This window comes from Stenotrophomonas sp. 364 (genome assembly GCF_009832905.1).
Taxonomy (GTDB): domain Bacteria; phylum Pseudomonadota; class Gammaproteobacteria; order Xanthomonadales; family Xanthomonadaceae; genus Stenotrophomonas; species Stenotrophomonas maltophilia_AP.
In genome coordinates, this window is record NZ_CP047135.1 from 2,417,104 (window position 1) to 2,433,427 (window position 16,324).

The window sequence follows — 16,324 nt, forward strand, 5'->3', positions numbered from 1 at the left end:
GAAATCTCATGAAGCGACCAGTGCAAGCGGAAAACGCCAACGGAATTGCGGGAACTGCGCGCCAACTCAAACTCTTGATCGCCGATGAGCATGCACTGTTTGCTGAAGGCATTGCGAAGCTTGTCGAAAAGCGCTTTTTCGAAACTTCCATCGTGTCAACATATGCTGACTTCTTAGAGGCGATGGCTGCATCGCCCCCACATCTTGTAATAGCAGACCTTTACCTCTCCGGCATGAGCTGCATTGATGCCATCAATCAAGGTAGGCAGCGTCCAAATGCGCCAGCCTTCCTACTTATTCCTCCAGATGCTGAGCCGGATACCGTGCGCAGGGCCATGACCGCTGGCGCAAGAGGAATCATCCACAGACGTTGCACCGCTCGCGAGATGCGCCGAGCCGTGGACTGTATCCTGGACGGTTGCACATACGTCGCGGCAAGCCTAATCTCCTCGCAAGTGGCCGGCGATCGGAAATTAAAGCCCATTCTTACGGTCAAACAGCGTCAAATCCTAGAGCATGTCGCCCTCGGAATGAGGGCGCGCGACATTGCTGAGAGACTGAACCTCTCTGTTCGGACCGTCGAATCTCACAAGTTTGCCATCATGCGCCAACTCGGCGTCCGAAGCTCGATTGACATGGTCCGACTTGCCGTCGCTGCGGGAGTTCTTAATTATCGTCCAGCCTAAAAAAGGAACGCCCTCGAGCGCGCTCCTCGACCACGTCACAAACCAAATCTCACTCACCTTCGTCCGTCAAATCCGCTCTATTCGCAGAGTCGCGTTTGTCGTTCCGAGCCTGCTGCTGTTCTTGGTGCTGGACTACAGAAGACCAGAAATCAGCGAGCAACCGCAGTCCCGGGTTCTGCTCACCATCTACCTCAAGGTGGGGGTGTGTTCGCTCACCCCAACGAGCAGCTTCAATCCGCTGGATCATAGACGCATCGGCGTGCGCGCACGCCATTGACCAATTCCAGAAATACCGTTCCGGAACCTCACCACTTGTGAGCACGCGAATGTCCTTATGTCGTTTGGAGCTCTTTATTCGATCAAACACCGATGCAACCGCCTCTTCCGGACCCTCCAAGTATTGAAGGAAGTTCACGCCGTCGAAGAGAAGAACGCCCGTAACATCCGCCATCCGATTGTGTGCAGATGCGTCCACAAGGATTTCGTCTAAATCAGAGTTGAGCACATCAGCTGAACAACGACTGGAATACGCCAGGGCATAGATGTTGGAAGTCTCGATCATTCCCCATGATATCGCAGCAAATAACGGTCATAGCATGCTCATGCTGGAACCCGCCTTGAAAACTGAATTGTTCATCTAAGCTCCTCTGGTGATTGAGAGCCAATGCGCCATGCCATCATCGTGGCGCCCGCGTGCCCTTGCGCGCCTAGACGCCTAGCGAAACCTTGACCGTCGTGCTTGCCAGTGAGCTCTCGGCTTGCTTCATAGAGGTCAACTCGCCGATGGTCATTGCTCCATGAGGCGGCACTACTTAGCAGGGTTCGAAGGATGCGCCTTTCGATGCTTATCCTGCTGCGACCCTCCCTCCTGGCCGAGTGGGACTGTGCGCTGTGGGGGAGCGACTAGCCGGAGTCGCCGCGACACTTCATCCTGCTCGCTCATAGCCAGACAGCTCCGACCCGCCATGAACGGCAATGCTCTACACACCGGGCTAGAACACATCGCCCTTTGGACCTGACTAGAGCAAGAGACAGATCAGCTAAAGATCTCGTATGAACTCTGTCAAATTGGTGGTATAGAGCTACACAACGCCCTACCACTTTCGCAAAGCTGATGCTATGACCGCCTCTATTACCGAAGCCCAAGAACGAATGGCGGTGTTGGGCGCAATGCACGTGTTGGACTCGGAAACAGGCCCTTCCTTGGATCGCATCACTGCGCTGGCTGCCTTCGCCTTCGACGCCCCCGTGGCGTTTGTGTCTATCGTGGAGGAAGAAAGGCAACGCTTCATCTCTCGAATTGGCCTACCCGTTGCAGAAACGGATATCCGCGTCTCAATCTGCGCGCACGCCATTGCCTGTAATGAGGTCATGGTCGTCCCCGATCTCAGCCGAGACCCTCGCTTCCACTCCAACCCGCTCGTTGTCGGCCCCCCGCACCTTCGATTCTATGCCGGTGCTCCCCTGATGGCTAAGAATGGAGTTGCCATAGGGGCCATGTGCATCATGGATACCCAAGTCCGAGCGTTCTCAGACGCAGAGCGCGCCCAACTTACCACTCTTGCACAGCTAGTTATCGGACAACTCGAGCTCAGGCGCATGACGGGCCGCTTGGAGCCCGTCAGCGGATTGCCCAATCGCCACCAGTTTCAAATCGACTACGATGGGCTGTCTCGGCGACATAGCGGCCAACGGATGTTTGCCGTGTTGGTGGACGTCTTTGACATCCCGCGTGCCAATGAAGCCGGACAAGCGCTAGGCATGCGTCCCCTCGAAGTGTTGATTCGGCGGGCGGGTGTCAGACTCAAGCTCGCACTAGAAGGCTTGGCGGACGTCTACCATGTTGGCGTGACCCGGTTTGCCTTCCTGGTGGACTTGCCGAGCGCCGAGGAATTGGATTCTCTTCTCACCGAGCTGCGTCATCGGATGTCTCGCCCCCTGATGGCGTCGGCCGTCCCAATGTCTCCTCGATTTCATGCAGGCATCTGCGCGGTCACTCTGGGGGAGGACACCAGTGACGATGCTATCCGCAAGGTCTTGATCGGGCTTCATGCCTCATTTGAAGCGCGACACCCTTGGGCTTGGTATTCGGAGCAGCGGGATGCGCAAATGCGGCGAGGCTATCGCCTGGCTGCTGATGCCGAGAGAAGTCTTCGCAAACAAGAGTTCTACATGGAGTATCAACCCAGATATCGCGCCTCAGATCTGGTCCCGGTCGCCGCAGAAGCACTCCTCCGCTGGACACACCCTAGACTTGGCCCCATCAGTCCAGGGGAATTCATCCCGGTTTTTGAGCGAACGGCGCTGATGCAAACGGTCACTCCTTGGATGCTTGATGCTACGTTGGACCAACTCGCCACTTGGCGGGACTTGGGACACTCTTTGACGTTGTCGGTCAATCTCTCCGGTGCTGATTTGGCCTCTGAGGATGCTTGGCCTCAACTCTCCGCAAAGCTGCATGCTCGCTCCCTGCCCTTCGACAGCATTGAGATCGAAATCACTGAGGGAGAATGGCTCAGAGCTAATTCTGTCGCAGGCCAGCAGATCAAGGAAATGTCGGAGGCAGGTATCAAGATTTCGATTGACGATTTCGGCAGCGGATATAGCAATTTCGGATATCTATCCGACCTTCCCATCGATACGATCAAGCTGGACAAATCCCTTATCGACAACCTGGAGACAGACCCCAAGGCAAAACCCAAAGTGACCGCCATCATCAACCTTGCGCGCGAACTGGGTTATCAGACCGTCGCTGAAGGCGTGGAGACGGCAGAGCAACTAGAGTTCCTCCAAGCAAAAGGGTGCGATCAGATCCAAGGCTATCTTCTTTCCAAACCACTCGGACCAGCTGCGCTGCTCGATGTATTCTTGAATGCTCAGGGTATAAGCGAAGCGGAAGATTCTACGAGCAATCCATAAGTAACGGACCCGTCATCACTGAGCACAATGATGCCTGTCGTGCAACCATCCCGACCTCGGGCTAATTACACCCTCGAGGCGGGTTAGTCAGTGCATCCTCCACCAATGCTTCGGCAAAGAGTAGCGCGGCCTCCAAGCACGAAAATGATCGCTGCAAACCAGCAATAGAAGTCCCTACATCTGGAACCACAGCGAGAAGCACCCAGCTGGCGGGCGAATCGCGCCAAAGTTCCACTGTGTATCCGACGCCTTTAGTCGCCAAGCGAACGGCGTAAAACCTCTCGTCCCGTTGATCAGTGGCCATTCGCCTCTCCGATAGCAAGCTCTGAGCGGGCCCCTCCCCTCGAGAGCCGGCCGCCCCAACATTTTAACGATCGCAACACCCGGCGTAAAAGCGTGACGGCATATATGCAACCCGGAAGTAGCTGAACCATTCAAGGTAAGCGTCGCTGCGGGTCGTGCCGATGAGCCGTCTGTTCACCGCCTATGGCCCATCGTAGGATCTGGCATCGAAGGAGAACGCTGAGGGCTATCCGACCGAGCGGAGCTTGGTGCACTTACTCACGAGACCAGATGTGGCTGCCCACGAAAGGAAGCAAATGACATGAGGAAGTTTGCTAAACATCTCAACCTCCAACGATTGATCGTCGGCTTAGCAATTTTAGCAGCCGGGGTAATGTTAGCGAACGCTGTTTTCGCGGCGTATCAGGTTCAGCGTCAGCAACTGATTGACAACGCGCTAGAGTCCAACCGCGTCTATGCCCACAAACTCGCGCAGACAACACACAACTTCCTTATATCGAGCCAGCAGCAGCTCGAATACAGTGCTCGCTCCATTGCCCGCAGCGGAATTAATCCGGACGCAGTCCGCGAAGAGGCCCACCGACTGCAATCCCAAACGAATGCGTTCAACTCCGTGATTGTTGTGAACGAGCAAGGCCGGGTGACAGCCTCTTCCCCAACCCTGCGAGAGATTGACGGGCGAGTTCTCTCAAGCTTGGCGAATTCATTGGCGATCGCCAGCCGCGCGCCATTGGTGAGCAACCCCTATATCTCTGCGACGGGCAAGCTCGTCCTCACCATCTCGCAACCCATCTTTGACGCAACCGGGGCCTATAGAGGCTACATCAGCGCTTCCATCCATCTGAAGGAGCCTAACGTTCTTCACAGCCTGTTGGGAACGCACTACTACCGAGACGGATCTTATCTTTACGTCGTCGGCCAGGACGGCAAGCTCCTCTATCACCCCGAACCAAACCGCGTGGGTGAGTCTGCTCTAAAGAATGAGGTCGTTAGAGCTGTGTCACGTGGCGAATCGGGCGCTATGCCCACTACAAACAGTCATGGCATCCACATGCTTGCCGGGTATGCCCCGATCCCTGCTGCTCATTGGGGCATTGTTTCCCAGCGACCGGTTGACGCAACGCTACAGCCGTTGACACATTTGATGAACACGGTTTTGCTCAATGCCGCGCCACTCGGTGTTCTTTGTCTTCTTCTGATTTGGATTGTTTCACGACGCATCTCAAAGCCACTGTGGCAACTGGCATCGACAGCCCAAAACAGCGATGTGTCTCAGGCAATACTGACAGTGACCGCCGTAGACACGTGGTATTACGAGGCAAACGAGCTTCAGAAAGCGGTGCTCACCAGCTTTAATGCGTTCAACGATCGAATGGATAGGCTGGACCAAGCCGCCTTGACAGATCCCTTGACGGGGTTACTCAATCGGCGTGGGTTGGAAAGAGCGCTCGATCACCTGAGCAGCTCACGCGGACGATTCGCTATCATCGCCCTAGACATCGATCATTTCAAAAGAGTCAATGACCGTCATGGCCACGACGTAGGAGACGGCGTAATTGCCGGCGTGGCGGAATTGATGCGGCAGAACTCTCGCGCAGAGGATGTCTTGTGCCGCATAGGGGGCGAGGAGTTTCTACTGCTACTGCCTGATGTGAGCGAGGAGACTGCTGCGTTCGTTGCCCATCGGCTTCGAAAGAGCATTCAGGAGAAATGCTTCCCTATCGTGGGAAGCATCACTGCTTCCATGGGCGTCAGCCACTTCCCAGAGACCCACACCGATCCCGACCATGCCATCCGGCAAGCTGACAAAGCTCTATACAAAGCCAAGGAGGAAGGGCGCAATCGAGTAGTTAGCTACCGTCTCCGGAAGACAGCGCTCTAGTGGCTGCCGGGGCTTGCCAAAGGCCTGCGCGCACCACGACGACAGTCCGGACGCTCACCAGCAATGAGAAGAGCCGCGTGATGCGGCTCCTCTCTCACCGCATCACGCGCTGAAAAGCTGCGCATTGGTTCGACATCACATCTTGCGTGCTTTGTCGTGTCTCACTTTCAGTGATGTCTGACCGGCGATAGGCAAGCCAGGCCCACAATCATTTGGTCCGTCAGAATTCCTCCCAGTGGGGTGAACTGTTCGCGGATACGGCGGCAGCCTTACTTACGTTGACCGATGACGGCGGTCGGGAGCCTTGCGCACGCGCCGGCGCTCTCGGAGGCACCATCCCACCGCCACGGGCGACGGTGTCGAGCATGCGGCTCACATCGCCTGTGCTAGACGGCGCGGACACCTTAAATACGGCAACCGCATCGGCAAGCTGGACCGACTGGTCCTCCATCGATCGGGCGGCTGCGGTGGCTTCTTCAACGAGGGCTGCGTTCTGCTGCGTGGTCTCATCCATCTGAACCACGGCCTGGTTGACCTGCTCGATTCCAGATGCCTGCTCTTGAGATGCCGCAGATATCTCGCCAATGATGTTCGACACACTTTCCACAGAACTGACGATCTCCGTCATTGTCCGGCCCGCCTGGCCTGCAAGCGCTGAGCCGTGCGCTACCTTGGCCACCGAATCCTCGATCAACGACTTGATCTCCTTGGCCGCAGCGGCAGAACGCTGGGCCAAGGTGCGGACCTCCGATGCGACGACGGCAAAACCTCTGCCCTGATCTCCTGCGCGCGCCGCTTCGACCGCAGCATTGAGGGCGAGGATATTGGTCTGGAACGCAATGCCATCGATCACCGAGATGATGTCACCGATGCGACGCGAGGAGGCCTCGATCTCGGTCATAGTCATTACCACTTGCCCGACCACCCCACCGCCTTGGCCCGCTACCGCAGAAGCGCCGCTAGCCAGCGCACTGGCTTGCCGTGCATGTTCGGCATTCTGCCTCACGGTGGAAGTCAGCTCTTCCATGGACGCGGCTGTTTCCTCCAGGTTCGCCGCTTGCTGTTCGGTGCGACGCGACAGGTCATCATTGCCGGTCGCAATCTCCGATGAGGCGGTATTGATCGCCGAAGACGCAACTTGGATGCGCGAGACGATTCCCGTCAGCTGCGCGACCGTAGCGTTTGCGTCCTCGCTCATGGTGGCGAACACACCACGGAAGTCGCCTTCCATACGCTGGGTAAGGTCACCGGCTGCAATGGCGCGAAGCAACCTGGAAACAGCATCCAAGCTATGGTCTGCCGTCTCCATCAGTTGATTGAGGTCACCCACCATGATTGCGAAGTCGTGCTGGAAGGCGGACGAATCACCGCGTGCTGAAAAATCTCCATTGGCAGCAGAGACTGCCAAGCGCTTGATCTCGGTGTTGACCGCGAGCAAGCTGCCTTTCGCCGCGTCCATGGATTCGTGCAGCACAGCGCGTGATGCAGGCAGGCGTCGTGCATCCCGTCGCAGATCACCCACGGCGTATTCATTAAGCACGCCAACAGCGTCCAAAATCGCGTCCAGGTGCTCAAACACCATCGTGTTCATACCCTTCGCCAGCTCACCATAGACGCCGGGCAGGTCTTCGGGAATACGATGGGAGATATCTTCGGCCTCGTGCTTCTTGATCATCACCTTGGTGTCGTTGGAGAACCTCTCCAAGGTCGTGACCATTTCACGCAACGACACCAGCATCTGTCCGGCCTCGTCCCGGCTGTGATAGTCGGTGCGCACGTTGAGATCGCCCTTGGCAACGGAACGGATGGCCTCCAGTGCTTGGCCGATGGGGCGAGTCACGGAGCGGCTGATCGCCCAGCCCAGCAGACTGGCCACCAGACACAACACCACCGCAATTACGCCAGTGATTGACATCAAGCTGTTCAAGCTGGCCGCGTTGGTGGCCAACTCGGTCTTCATGCCTTTGAGGTTGAACTGGCTGACCTCTTCCATGGCTTGGAACAACGCCACTCGCTTCGCCCGGGATTCGGTGGTCGAGATCCTCTGGGCCTCTTCGGCGTTTCCAGCGGTCAGCGCTTCCTTGAGCTGATCATGGATGGAATAATACTCCGCGAGGGCTTGTGTGACGGGCTTAAACAGCGCCTCGTCCTCTGAATTGGCGAATGACCCCCGATACTGAAGAACCAACTGATCAATTTTTTCCTTGCTAGCCGCAATGCGCTTTTCATACTGCGCAACGGCTTCAGGCGATCCAATTTCGTTGACCTGAGAAATCTCGAAGATTCGCAGATCACCCAACTGAGCCCGCATTTCGCCGATGGCATAATTCCCCGGCGCCCAGACGGTTTCAATTCTCGAAAGTTCCTGCTTTGAATACGCCGCACGAACAAGCGTGAACGCGCCCAACACCAATGTCATTGCGGTGGTGATCGCAAAAGCCAGCGCCAGCTTCTGAGAGATTCTCAAATTTCTAAACCAGTTCATCATTATTTCCTGCTCGTTGAGGTTGCGATGTGCCTACCGAATCATTTTTTTGGTTTTCGGTTGAGTCGCATCCATCGCATACCAAAACCAGCGTCCGAAACGTCCTTCTTGCTGGGCACCAGCGCGGTGACCATCAAGCACTGCAAATGAGCGTTCAACACGCCCATGCTCCCCATACCCGTTCGCCAGCTCTTACCAGACGGCCTGATGAGGCCCGATCTAGGCTTATGGCCTGACTCGTGATCCCTGCCCTGAGTCAGCCTCCAACAGGGCTGCCAGGGCGCGGATATCCGGTGCGCGTCAAGCCGTCCAGGCTTAGGAGGCGATCGGCATACGAGCGAGCGCAAGGTCCAAGGAACAGCGCCTCACGTGAGCGATTGGAAAGTAGCGGCACCGATCAGCGGGACTGAAGAGGACGCTTCAAAGTTTTTGCCTATCGCTAGGCGCACATCTCCAAGTCACCGGCTGTCGAAGCCGCCCATAGAAGGCGTGAAAAACTGGTGAAACTTCTAAGCTCAACCGTTGATTCAGATCCTTTATCTCACCCAAGCCCTAAGGGTTAGACCGGCGTAGTCAGATTGCTCCGAGCGCTAGTTGGACGACATCAACTCGAGCGGGTCACCGTTCCGGCGCCTGGCCAGCAAGCCCCCCCTCCCTTGGAGAGGGGCGCAGCCCAATCAGGCTGCGGCGGCATCCCCGAGGCAGCTCATCGCGTGAGACACTGGGGCTCAATGACCCCGCTGGTATGCGCCCACGTGATGCCCCCCTCCCATAGCCTGAATGCCAGCACCCTCAGCTTCCTCCTCGGCGGCGGCGAGATGGGAGAGCTCTTTCGCTCCCATCCCTGGGAGCAAACGCCATTGGGCACTCCCGACACGTGGCCGCAGTCCCTGCGCACATCCTTGGGATTCGTACTCAATTCCACGCTACTTGGGGCGGTGCTGTGGGGCCCCGAGCTTCTCCTCCTCTACAACGATGCCTACCGTGAGATGCTTGGGGACCGGCATCCCGAAGCGCTCGGCAAACCCGTGGCGGATGTTTGGGGAGAGACCTACGCCCCCATCGCAGACGACTTTGCGAGGGTCATGACGACCGGGAAGGGATTCGGGAGCAGGGAAATCCAGCTCCCCATGACGAGGTGGGGGTTGCGCCAGACGACCTACTGGAATGCGACAGCTTCCCCGATCTTTGGAGAGGATGGCTCCATACTGGGCATTCTCAATGTCGCGATCGAGACCAGTGAGCAGGTCGTGGCAAATCACGCCAGGGATGAACGTCAAAAGCTGCTTAACCGAAAGAACCTGAGTCTTGCACAGGCGGTCGACGCAAGAACTGTAGAAAGAGACAAAGCCATTGCTGAAAAGTTGATCGCCGCGCGAGATGCCGAACGCGTGCAGCTAGCGCTAGCTGCTGGCGCGATTGTTGGAACATGGAGCTGGGATCTTACCCAGGACTGCTTCACTATTGATGAGGGATTTTCCGAAAGCTTCGGGCTTGAAAACCTCAATCGGCTCACTGATATTCCGCTTGCCGGCATTGTTGCCAACGTTCACCCTAACGACCTCGACGGCCTGACGACGGCCATCAAACACGCGATCATACGGGGCGGCGCCTATGCCCACCAATATCGGGTGCGCAGGCAGGACGGAGACTATCATTGGGTCGAAGCAAACGGACGGGTCGAGCATGATGCTGATGGCACCCCGCTTCGCTTTCCGGGAGTGATTCTCGATCTTGACGAAAAGCGGCAGCTGCTCGCCCAGCGCGACCAGGCCATCGAAGAGCTGCGCGCGTTGAACGCTGCCTTGGAGCAACGCATCGAGGAGCGGACACGCGAGCTGATGCAGTCAGAAGAGGCGTTGCGGCAGTCCCAGAAAATGGAAGCGGTGGGCCACCTTACGGGCGGATTGGCACACGACTTCAACAACTTGCTGGCGGGCATCTCCGGAGCCTTGGACTTGATCTCACTTCGGATTGAACAAGGCCGGATCGAAAACCTCGGGAAGTATGTGAGCACGGCGCAGGATGCAGCTGACCGTGCGGCCGCCCTCACCCATCGTTTGTTGGCCTTCGCGCGCAGGCAGACGCTGCTGCCTGTTGCGACGGACGTGAACAGATTGGTGCTAGACATGTTGGACATGATTCAGCGCACCGTGGGCCCAGGGATCCGTGTTGAAAATGTCGGCGCGGCGGGGCTGTGGACGGTTCTTGTTGACCGCTCTCAGTTAGAGAATACATTGCTCAACCTCTGCATCAATGCCAGAGATGCCATGCCGGGCGGGGGACGGCTGACCGTCGAAACCTGCAACCGCTGGATTGACCGCGAGATGGGCAAGGAGCTGTCGATTCCGGAAGGTCAATATCTCTCGATGTGCGTGAGTGACAATGGATCGGGCATGTCGCCAGAGGTGGTGGCCAAAGCATTCGACCCCTTCTTCACTACCAAGCCGCTGGGCGCAGGCACAGGGCTGGGGCTTTCCATGATCTATGGATTTGCCAAACAATCTGGCGGGCACGTCCGAATCTACTCGGAAGTGGGCGAAGGAACGACCGTGTGCATCTATCTGCCGCGCCATAGTGGAACAGCCGTAGACCATGATGACAGTGCGGAGGCGTTGCGCTTAGTGCCGACCGATGCCGGGGAAACGGTGATGATTGTCGACGATGAGCCGTCCATAAGGATGCTGTTCGCCGACATCCTGCAGGAAATGGGTTACCACGTCATTCAAGCCGCAGATAGCTTGACGGGGCTAAGCATACTGCAATCAGATGTTCGACTGGATCTGCTGATCAGCGATGTCGGTCTCCCGGGAGGGATGAATGGGCGTCAAATGGCCGATGCCGCGCGAACGACCCGCCCTGACCTTAAGGTCTTATTCGTCACAGGCTTTGCCGAAAACGCGATGTTGAACGAGGGCCACTTGGAGCCCGGCATGGCCGTGCTGACTAAACCCTTCAACATTGGCATCTTGACTGAACGAGTAAGAGACTTGATCGCACTATAAACGTCAAGAGGAAGCACTTGAAGTGCTAATGACCATATCACTTGGAGGGTGAGCTGCAGCAGGCCCAGTCGCACGCGATGCCATTGGAGCTCCTGTGCGCTTGGGAGAGATCGCGGCAGTCGACGGGCCAAAGGTGCGCCCGGACCGGGTTATCGAAGACAGCCGTTGCCCGGCCGAGCTTCAAGGCAATCGGGCCAGCCGGCTGGTCGTCAGGTCGACGGTGCTCTGTGGCGGTTGGTCGAACGAGCTTAACCTCACGCTGGGCGTCCCGGTCCTTGTAGCCGATGGGATGTTGACGCTGGTCGATGCCAAACCTGTGCCATTCCCTAGGGCGTCCTCTAGGTCCGAGGCCCGCTTCACCGTCAATTTTCAGGGCGGCCGCTAGCCCCGCCATCGAAATACCCAAAGAGATTTCCCCGGGAAAGGCGGAATGGAAGAAATCTCACTCATTGTTAGCCAAAATATCCTTTGGCACTTAGGCAAACCTCTCGATGTTCCCAACTTAAGCTAACACCAACATCCATGACATTTAATTGAAGTTCAGCTAATTATCCATATTAAGGCCGTCTTGTTAGGCTAAATTTTTTTAAACAGTATGGCAAAGATGCGCTGCCTTGCACTTTGTTCGAACCCAACTTCAGGCTTGGCTCTCTTGAGCAGGCTGGAGCCCCATGTTCGCAGCGTAGTGTTCCGGAAATCCTGCTGCGTCAAACACAGCCCTAAACTTCTCGAAGTAGTAGTTCAAGTCGTAGTGATTGAAGTCCATCACGGTGATGTTGATGCCATCCCTGTGAGACCCCCTGTCCAAGAAGCGCGCCAACGGCGTAAAGGATGCATCGGCGGCAGCAACCTTCTTCAGAGCTTCTTTGAACTTCCCTTCTTGGTGGGTGAACCAGAAAAAGTGTTCGAGAATGCATCGCATGGCATTGGGAACCATGATCGCCGGCGTATTGGAATCGCGTGCATCACGAAGCACCTGCCACAAGGCCTGGTAGTCGTTCATCATCTCCGATGCCCTCATCGGGACGACCTTCGTATGGTCTGACTTCACGACCCGGAGCAGCTGGCATCGCTTGTCCTGATTCGCCAACTCTGGCCCCACGGTCTGCCTGAGCATCTCGTGTAGAAAGAACAGGTTGTGGGTCAGCACGATCACCTGACGCAATCGCGGCACGCCCTCGGGTGGCTTGATGAGTTCTTCTTGGATGATGGAAGCAATGTCGAACACGAAATTGTGCGACAGGCTAGAAATCGGGTCGTCGATGACGGCAATCGTTCTGCCCAGGTCGACCGGACCAGCATCTTCCTCATCAGAGCCCGTCAGGCGCTCGAGGAAGTAGAGGAACGAGATGAGTGTCTTCTCACCCTCACTGAGGGAGTTCATGTCGCCCTCTGACTGCCCAGGACGGCTCAAGCAATATAGGTGACCCTCTCCTTTACTTGAGATGGAGTAGGAGGTGACACCCATGCCCGCTAGACGCGCATTGATCTTCTCGACAGCTGCTCCCACGCCCGTCTGGAGCTGCCCCAGCTCCTTAAGACGAACGGAAACGTCCAGCAGGCTCTTGTCAACGGCGACCTTCTCGGCACGATCTTCCGTCAGCGCATGCACCAGAGGTGCCTTGGCCGCATGGTAGGCATCGTAGACGGGTGCCCTCTCACGGCGCATCACCTGCCAGAGCATCGTTCGAATACGCCCTTGTTCGGCCGCCCGGTCTGCGATTCTTGCGTTGAACTCTGTGACTCGCTGGTTGATGGTGCCGATGGCATTCTTCATTGGCTCAACGTCGCTAACCGTGACTTCATACGGCTCTCCAGGCTTGTCGACCTTGGATTTCATTAACGCACTGTTCGCCTTGAGCCGTGCCAGCAACAGTTCCCAAGCCTGAGACAGGGCCGCATCTTTCTGGGCAAAAGTGTGCTTAAAGACCTGAGCTACCGACACCTCTATCTGTCCGATAGTCGCTTCATAGCGTTCAGCAAGCAACTTTACTTGGTCGACACGGACTTGCCTGTCTCCGTCAAGAAGCTTGGCCAAGTCCTCGGCGAAGTTCTCCGGCAGCTTCTCCTGACAGAAGGGGCAGTTGTCGCCGTGTGGGATGTCGCGCCCCCGCCCAACCCAGTCGCTGTTTCCCCATTTCTCAATCAACGGAGCCAGCCGGCTGGCAGACGACACGACAATCTTCTCAGCCCAGATTGAATTTGACTCGATGGAGCTCAAACCTGAGAGGTCAACCGAGACTTTTGCCTGAGCAGTTTCGGTGCTGGTTGCGTCGGCTAGACGCTCCTGTAGACGATCCAAGCTATCGAGCTCGACATCGTCTGCCACAGCATACTTCTCTAGCTCTTCAAAGAACTTCTTGCGGTCACTGTGCCAACCGCTCAACAGATCGCGAAACGGGGGCTTGTTGTAGTCACTATGGGCCTTCCACGCCCCGGTTATCGCGGCTTCTTGGACTTTCTTGCCGGCCTCGATCGACTGCTCGATCTTCTTCTTGACCGCTTCAAGCTGAGCCTCAAGCGCTTCAGCCTCGACCTTCTTTCCTTCGATCTCAGCCTGGGCCTCAGCGTCCAAGGCACCTATGGTGAAGATGCCAGGAACCCCCTCTGCCGTCCGGATCACCTTGTCTACGAACCGCTGGTTGTAGACAAGCACGCGATAGGCGGCGTTGTTGGAGGTGTGCATCTGGCAGTGAGAGAACTTCCCATCGCCGCTGCTTACGCCTTGAATCACCTCCCCGATTGCACTCTTTCCAGCCCCGTTGGTTCCGTAGAGGAACACTGGCTTTGGAGGTGTTCCAGGTTCAAAGCTGATGGGCGGAGCCAACGTAGGATGGAAGCTCTTGTATCGATGAATCGACAGACCGGTAATCAAGTTGCCCCCTTGGCAGCTCGCCCACAGACAAAGCCCACATTGACGTAGTGATGTGACCAAAGGTCACACGCTCTCAACCGATTCCCCTAAGTGCGCCCAGGGTCTACGGGCAACAAGGTGCTGCCCTCAACCACGAAGCTGCTGACAAGCCACCCATGCAGGCGGCTCAGAGTATCGGCAATCTGGTCCTCGTCCTCGCACTCGATCGCGCACTGGGTGGGAAGGACAGGGAGAGTCCCGTCTGTCTCCCATTCGATGTCCCTTAACCGGAAATGCATCATCATCAAGCCTCATCCATGAAAAGTATTCGGGGCACCACAGGCCCGTGGATTCGCCGAGCAGGAAAGGTCTGCTCGCCGATTTTCCATCCATCTAAACTAACACGCCGACGCGACATTCACCATGCGTTCAGCATTCACGGACCCCGATGAGGAGGAGCTTGTTAGTTAAAAAACTGCAAACAGTACAGAATTGACTGCGATAAATCGGCAAATAGTCCGCTGAAACGCTTTGTTTTAAAGGGTTTCGCAAGGATAACGGATCTGACGCTCCCCGAGAGCTCACCCCGCCATCAACCCAACGCCTAGGGACGTTGCCCGGCACGCAGATTTTTCTATCAACCGGGTTGACGAAATGGCCGCTTGTTTTATCCCTACTTCCATCTACTGATGGAAGTGAACCGTGACCACCCTACCCTCCGCAGCACTCACTGATTACATCGCCTCGCCATTTGGCACTCTGCATCTGGAAGGCATCCACATCGGCCGCTTCCGAATCGACAGGGCTATCGTTCAAGGCCGCGAGGCTGCCATCAATCTCCAGGAATGTATTTTGGCGGCCTTGGACGAGACAGGACGTAAGCAAGACATGAAGCGCGGCACTCGGTATCCAGAGCCGTTGCCTATGGGAACCCCGGCTCGCCCCCTAGCCAAGGAGATTGAGGACCATTTGGAAGACATGCGCCGCCGGGAACTGGACCCAAAAACCGTGCTCGCCACCGAGCGCACGCTCAAGCTATTGCTACGCACCTGCGGCAATATTTCCGCAGCTCGAGTGGACTATCACCACATCCAAGATCTCTGGAAGCTGCTGCGCTGGGCTCCGAGGAACTTGGTGTCGGACCCACTACTGAAGGATCTCACCTTCGACGAAGCCATCGCCCTCGGCAAAGAGCAAGACGTGCCGCCACTGGCCGCCGCCACCAAAGAGCGCCACAGGCGCTTCTTGGTGGCGTTCTTCAATCACCTAGTGAACGGACAAGCCATTGTCTCTTCGCCCATGAAGGCCTTCCGGAAGCCCAAGGAGGATCACACCATCGATCCGGAGAAGGCCATCCGCCTGTTCGAAGACGCAGACCTGCAGGCTATCTTCGACCCCGCAACCTTCATTTCCTGGGCGAAAAAGCCGCAGCACTGGTGGGCGCCCATGCTCGGCTTGTATACCGGCGCCAGGGTCAATGAAGTCTGTCAGTTGAAGCTGACCGACATCATCGAGGAGCGCGGCGTTTGGTGTATTGCCTTCCAAAAGACGCTCGACCCAGACCTGGCCGCGGATCCAAAGCGGCAGCGGCGTAGCCGGCAAAGCATGAAAGGGGCGGGTTGCATGCGCATCATCCCCATCGCCACGCCTCTATTGGAGGCAGGCTTTTTGGAGTTCGTGGAGGACATAAAAGCGACCGGGCACCCCCGCTTGTTCCCCCTGCTCTCTGCTGGTGTGAACCGCGCTACAGGGGAGACCAATGCGCGCTACAGCCAGCAGTTTGTCGTGGACTTCGGCCGCTATCTGAAGAGCCTAGGCTTCGCGAAAGGGATCGGGTTCCATGCCTTCCGCCACACACTGGCAACAGAGCTCGACGTCAACGATGTTCCTGAGAAGGAGATTGCCCTGGTCACGGGCCATGCGACTGACAAGCGGGACCGAGTCCAGGTTCTCCGCACGCACTACCTCCACAAGAAGCCGCAGGTGACTCGTAGCAAGCAAATCAGCGCCCTGGAGCTGTATCAGCCCGCCGTGGAGTTGCCGCGCTACAAGAGGGGGCAGTTCGCAAAGTGCCTGGCCGAACCGAAAAAATTCTTTCCGTAATCGTTGGCTGATCATCCACTCCAAGATGCCCCCTGCCCAACCCACATATTATCATTGCGGGCCAGGGGCCTGTCAGCGAACAACCAA

9 protein-coding genes are annotated in these 16,324 nt (G+C 56.9%); 6 read left to right on the forward strand and 3 right to left on the reverse strand.

Annotated elements, in window-relative coordinates:
* Positions 1-8 precede the first annotated feature (8 nt).
* Complete coding sequence (locus tag GQ674_RS11030) at positions 9-686, forward strand: response regulator transcription factor (protein ID WP_159497112.1); 678 nt, start codon at positions 9-11, stop codon at positions 684-686.
* A 49-nt stretch (positions 687-735) separates the two neighbouring features.
* On the opposite strand, the gene GQ674_RS11035 is transcribed toward GQ674_RS11030, so the two are convergent.
* Positions 736-1,248: a BLUF domain-containing protein gene (locus GQ674_RS11035; RefSeq protein ID WP_159497113.1), complete on the reverse strand. Its 513-nt coding sequence runs from the start codon at positions 1,246-1,248 to the stop codon at positions 736-738.
* Between the two features lie 557 nt (positions 1,249-1,805).
* Here GQ674_RS11035 and GQ674_RS11040 point away from each other — a divergent pair.
* Both GQ674_RS11040 and GQ674_RS11045 read left to right on the forward strand, forming a co-directional pair.
* Positions 1,806-3,605 (forward strand): sensor domain-containing phosphodiesterase, encoded by a 1,800-nt coding sequence (locus tag GQ674_RS11040; protein WP_236546267.1) that lies wholly within the window; start codon positions 1,806-1,808, stop codon positions 3,603-3,605.
* Between the two features lie 604 nt (positions 3,606-4,209).
* Positions 4,210-5,790, forward strand: coding sequence for a sensor domain-containing diguanylate cyclase (locus tag GQ674_RS11045; RefSeq protein ID WP_159497114.1), 1,581 nt, complete (start codon positions 4,210-4,212; stop codon positions 5,788-5,790).
* A 220-nt stretch (positions 5,791-6,010) separates the two neighbouring features.
* On the opposite strand, the gene GQ674_RS11050 is transcribed toward GQ674_RS11045, so the two are convergent.
* Positions 6,011-8,275 (reverse strand): methyl-accepting chemotaxis protein, encoded by a 2,265-nt coding sequence (locus GQ674_RS11050; RefSeq protein WP_159497115.1) that lies wholly within the window; start codon positions 8,273-8,275, stop codon positions 6,011-6,013.
* 731 nt (positions 8,276-9,006) lie between these two features.
* On the opposite strand from GQ674_RS11050, the gene GQ674_RS11055 reads away from it, so the two are divergent.
* Both GQ674_RS11055 and GQ674_RS21605 read left to right on the forward strand, forming a co-directional pair.
* On the forward strand, positions 9,007-11,280 hold the full coding sequence (locus GQ674_RS11055) for an ATP-binding protein (RefSeq protein WP_201290149.1): 2,274 nt from the start codon (positions 9,007-9,009) through the stop codon (positions 11,278-11,280).
* An 82-nt stretch (positions 11,281-11,362) separates the two neighbouring features.
* The gene (locus GQ674_RS21605; protein WP_236546292.1) at positions 11,363-11,665 is read left to right on the forward strand and encodes a hypothetical protein; all 303 of its coding nucleotides are present in this window, start codon (positions 11,363-11,365) and stop codon (positions 11,663-11,665) included.
* Between the two features lie 252 nt (positions 11,666-11,917).
* Here the strand turns inward: GQ674_RS21605 and GQ674_RS11060 are convergent, their stop codons facing one another.
* On the reverse strand, positions 11,918-14,155 hold the full coding sequence (locus GQ674_RS11060; protein ID WP_159497116.1) for an AAA family ATPase: 2,238 nt from the start codon (positions 14,153-14,155) through the stop codon (positions 11,918-11,920).
* A 681-nt stretch (positions 14,156-14,836) separates the two neighbouring features.
* Between GQ674_RS11060 and GQ674_RS11065 the strand changes: the two genes are divergently transcribed.
* A complete protein-coding gene (locus GQ674_RS11065) occupies positions 14,837-16,237 on the forward strand; it encodes a site-specific integrase (protein WP_159497117.1) in 1,401 nt (466 codons plus the stop codon).
* Positions 16,238-16,324 lie beyond the last annotated feature (87 nt).

What these genes read in the sequence shown, in the direction of transcription:
- GQ674_RS11050 (WP_159497115.1), bottom strand. Translation starts at nt 8,275, where the DNA reads ATGAACTGGTTTAGAAATTTGAGAATCTCTCAGAAGCTGGCGCTGGCT.
- GQ674_RS11045 (WP_159497114.1), top strand. Translation starts at nt 4,210, where the DNA reads ATGAGGAAGTTTGCTAAACATCTCAACCTCCAACGATTGATCGTCGGC.
- GQ674_RS11040 (WP_236546267.1), top strand. Translation starts at nt 1,806, where the DNA reads ATGACCGCCTCTATTACCGAAGCCCAAGAACGAATGGCGGTGTTGGGC.
- GQ674_RS11055 (WP_201290149.1), top strand. Translation starts at nt 9,007, where the DNA reads ATGACCCCGCTGGTATGCGCCCACGTGATGCCCCCCTCCCATAGCCTG.
- GQ674_RS11035 (WP_159497113.1), bottom strand. Translation starts at nt 1,248, where the DNA reads ATGATCGAGACTTCCAACATCTATGCCCTGGCGTATTCCAGTCGTTGT.
- GQ674_RS11030 (WP_159497112.1), top strand. Translation starts at nt 9, where the DNA reads ATGAAGCGACCAGTGCAAGCGGAAAACGCCAACGGAATTGCGGGAACT.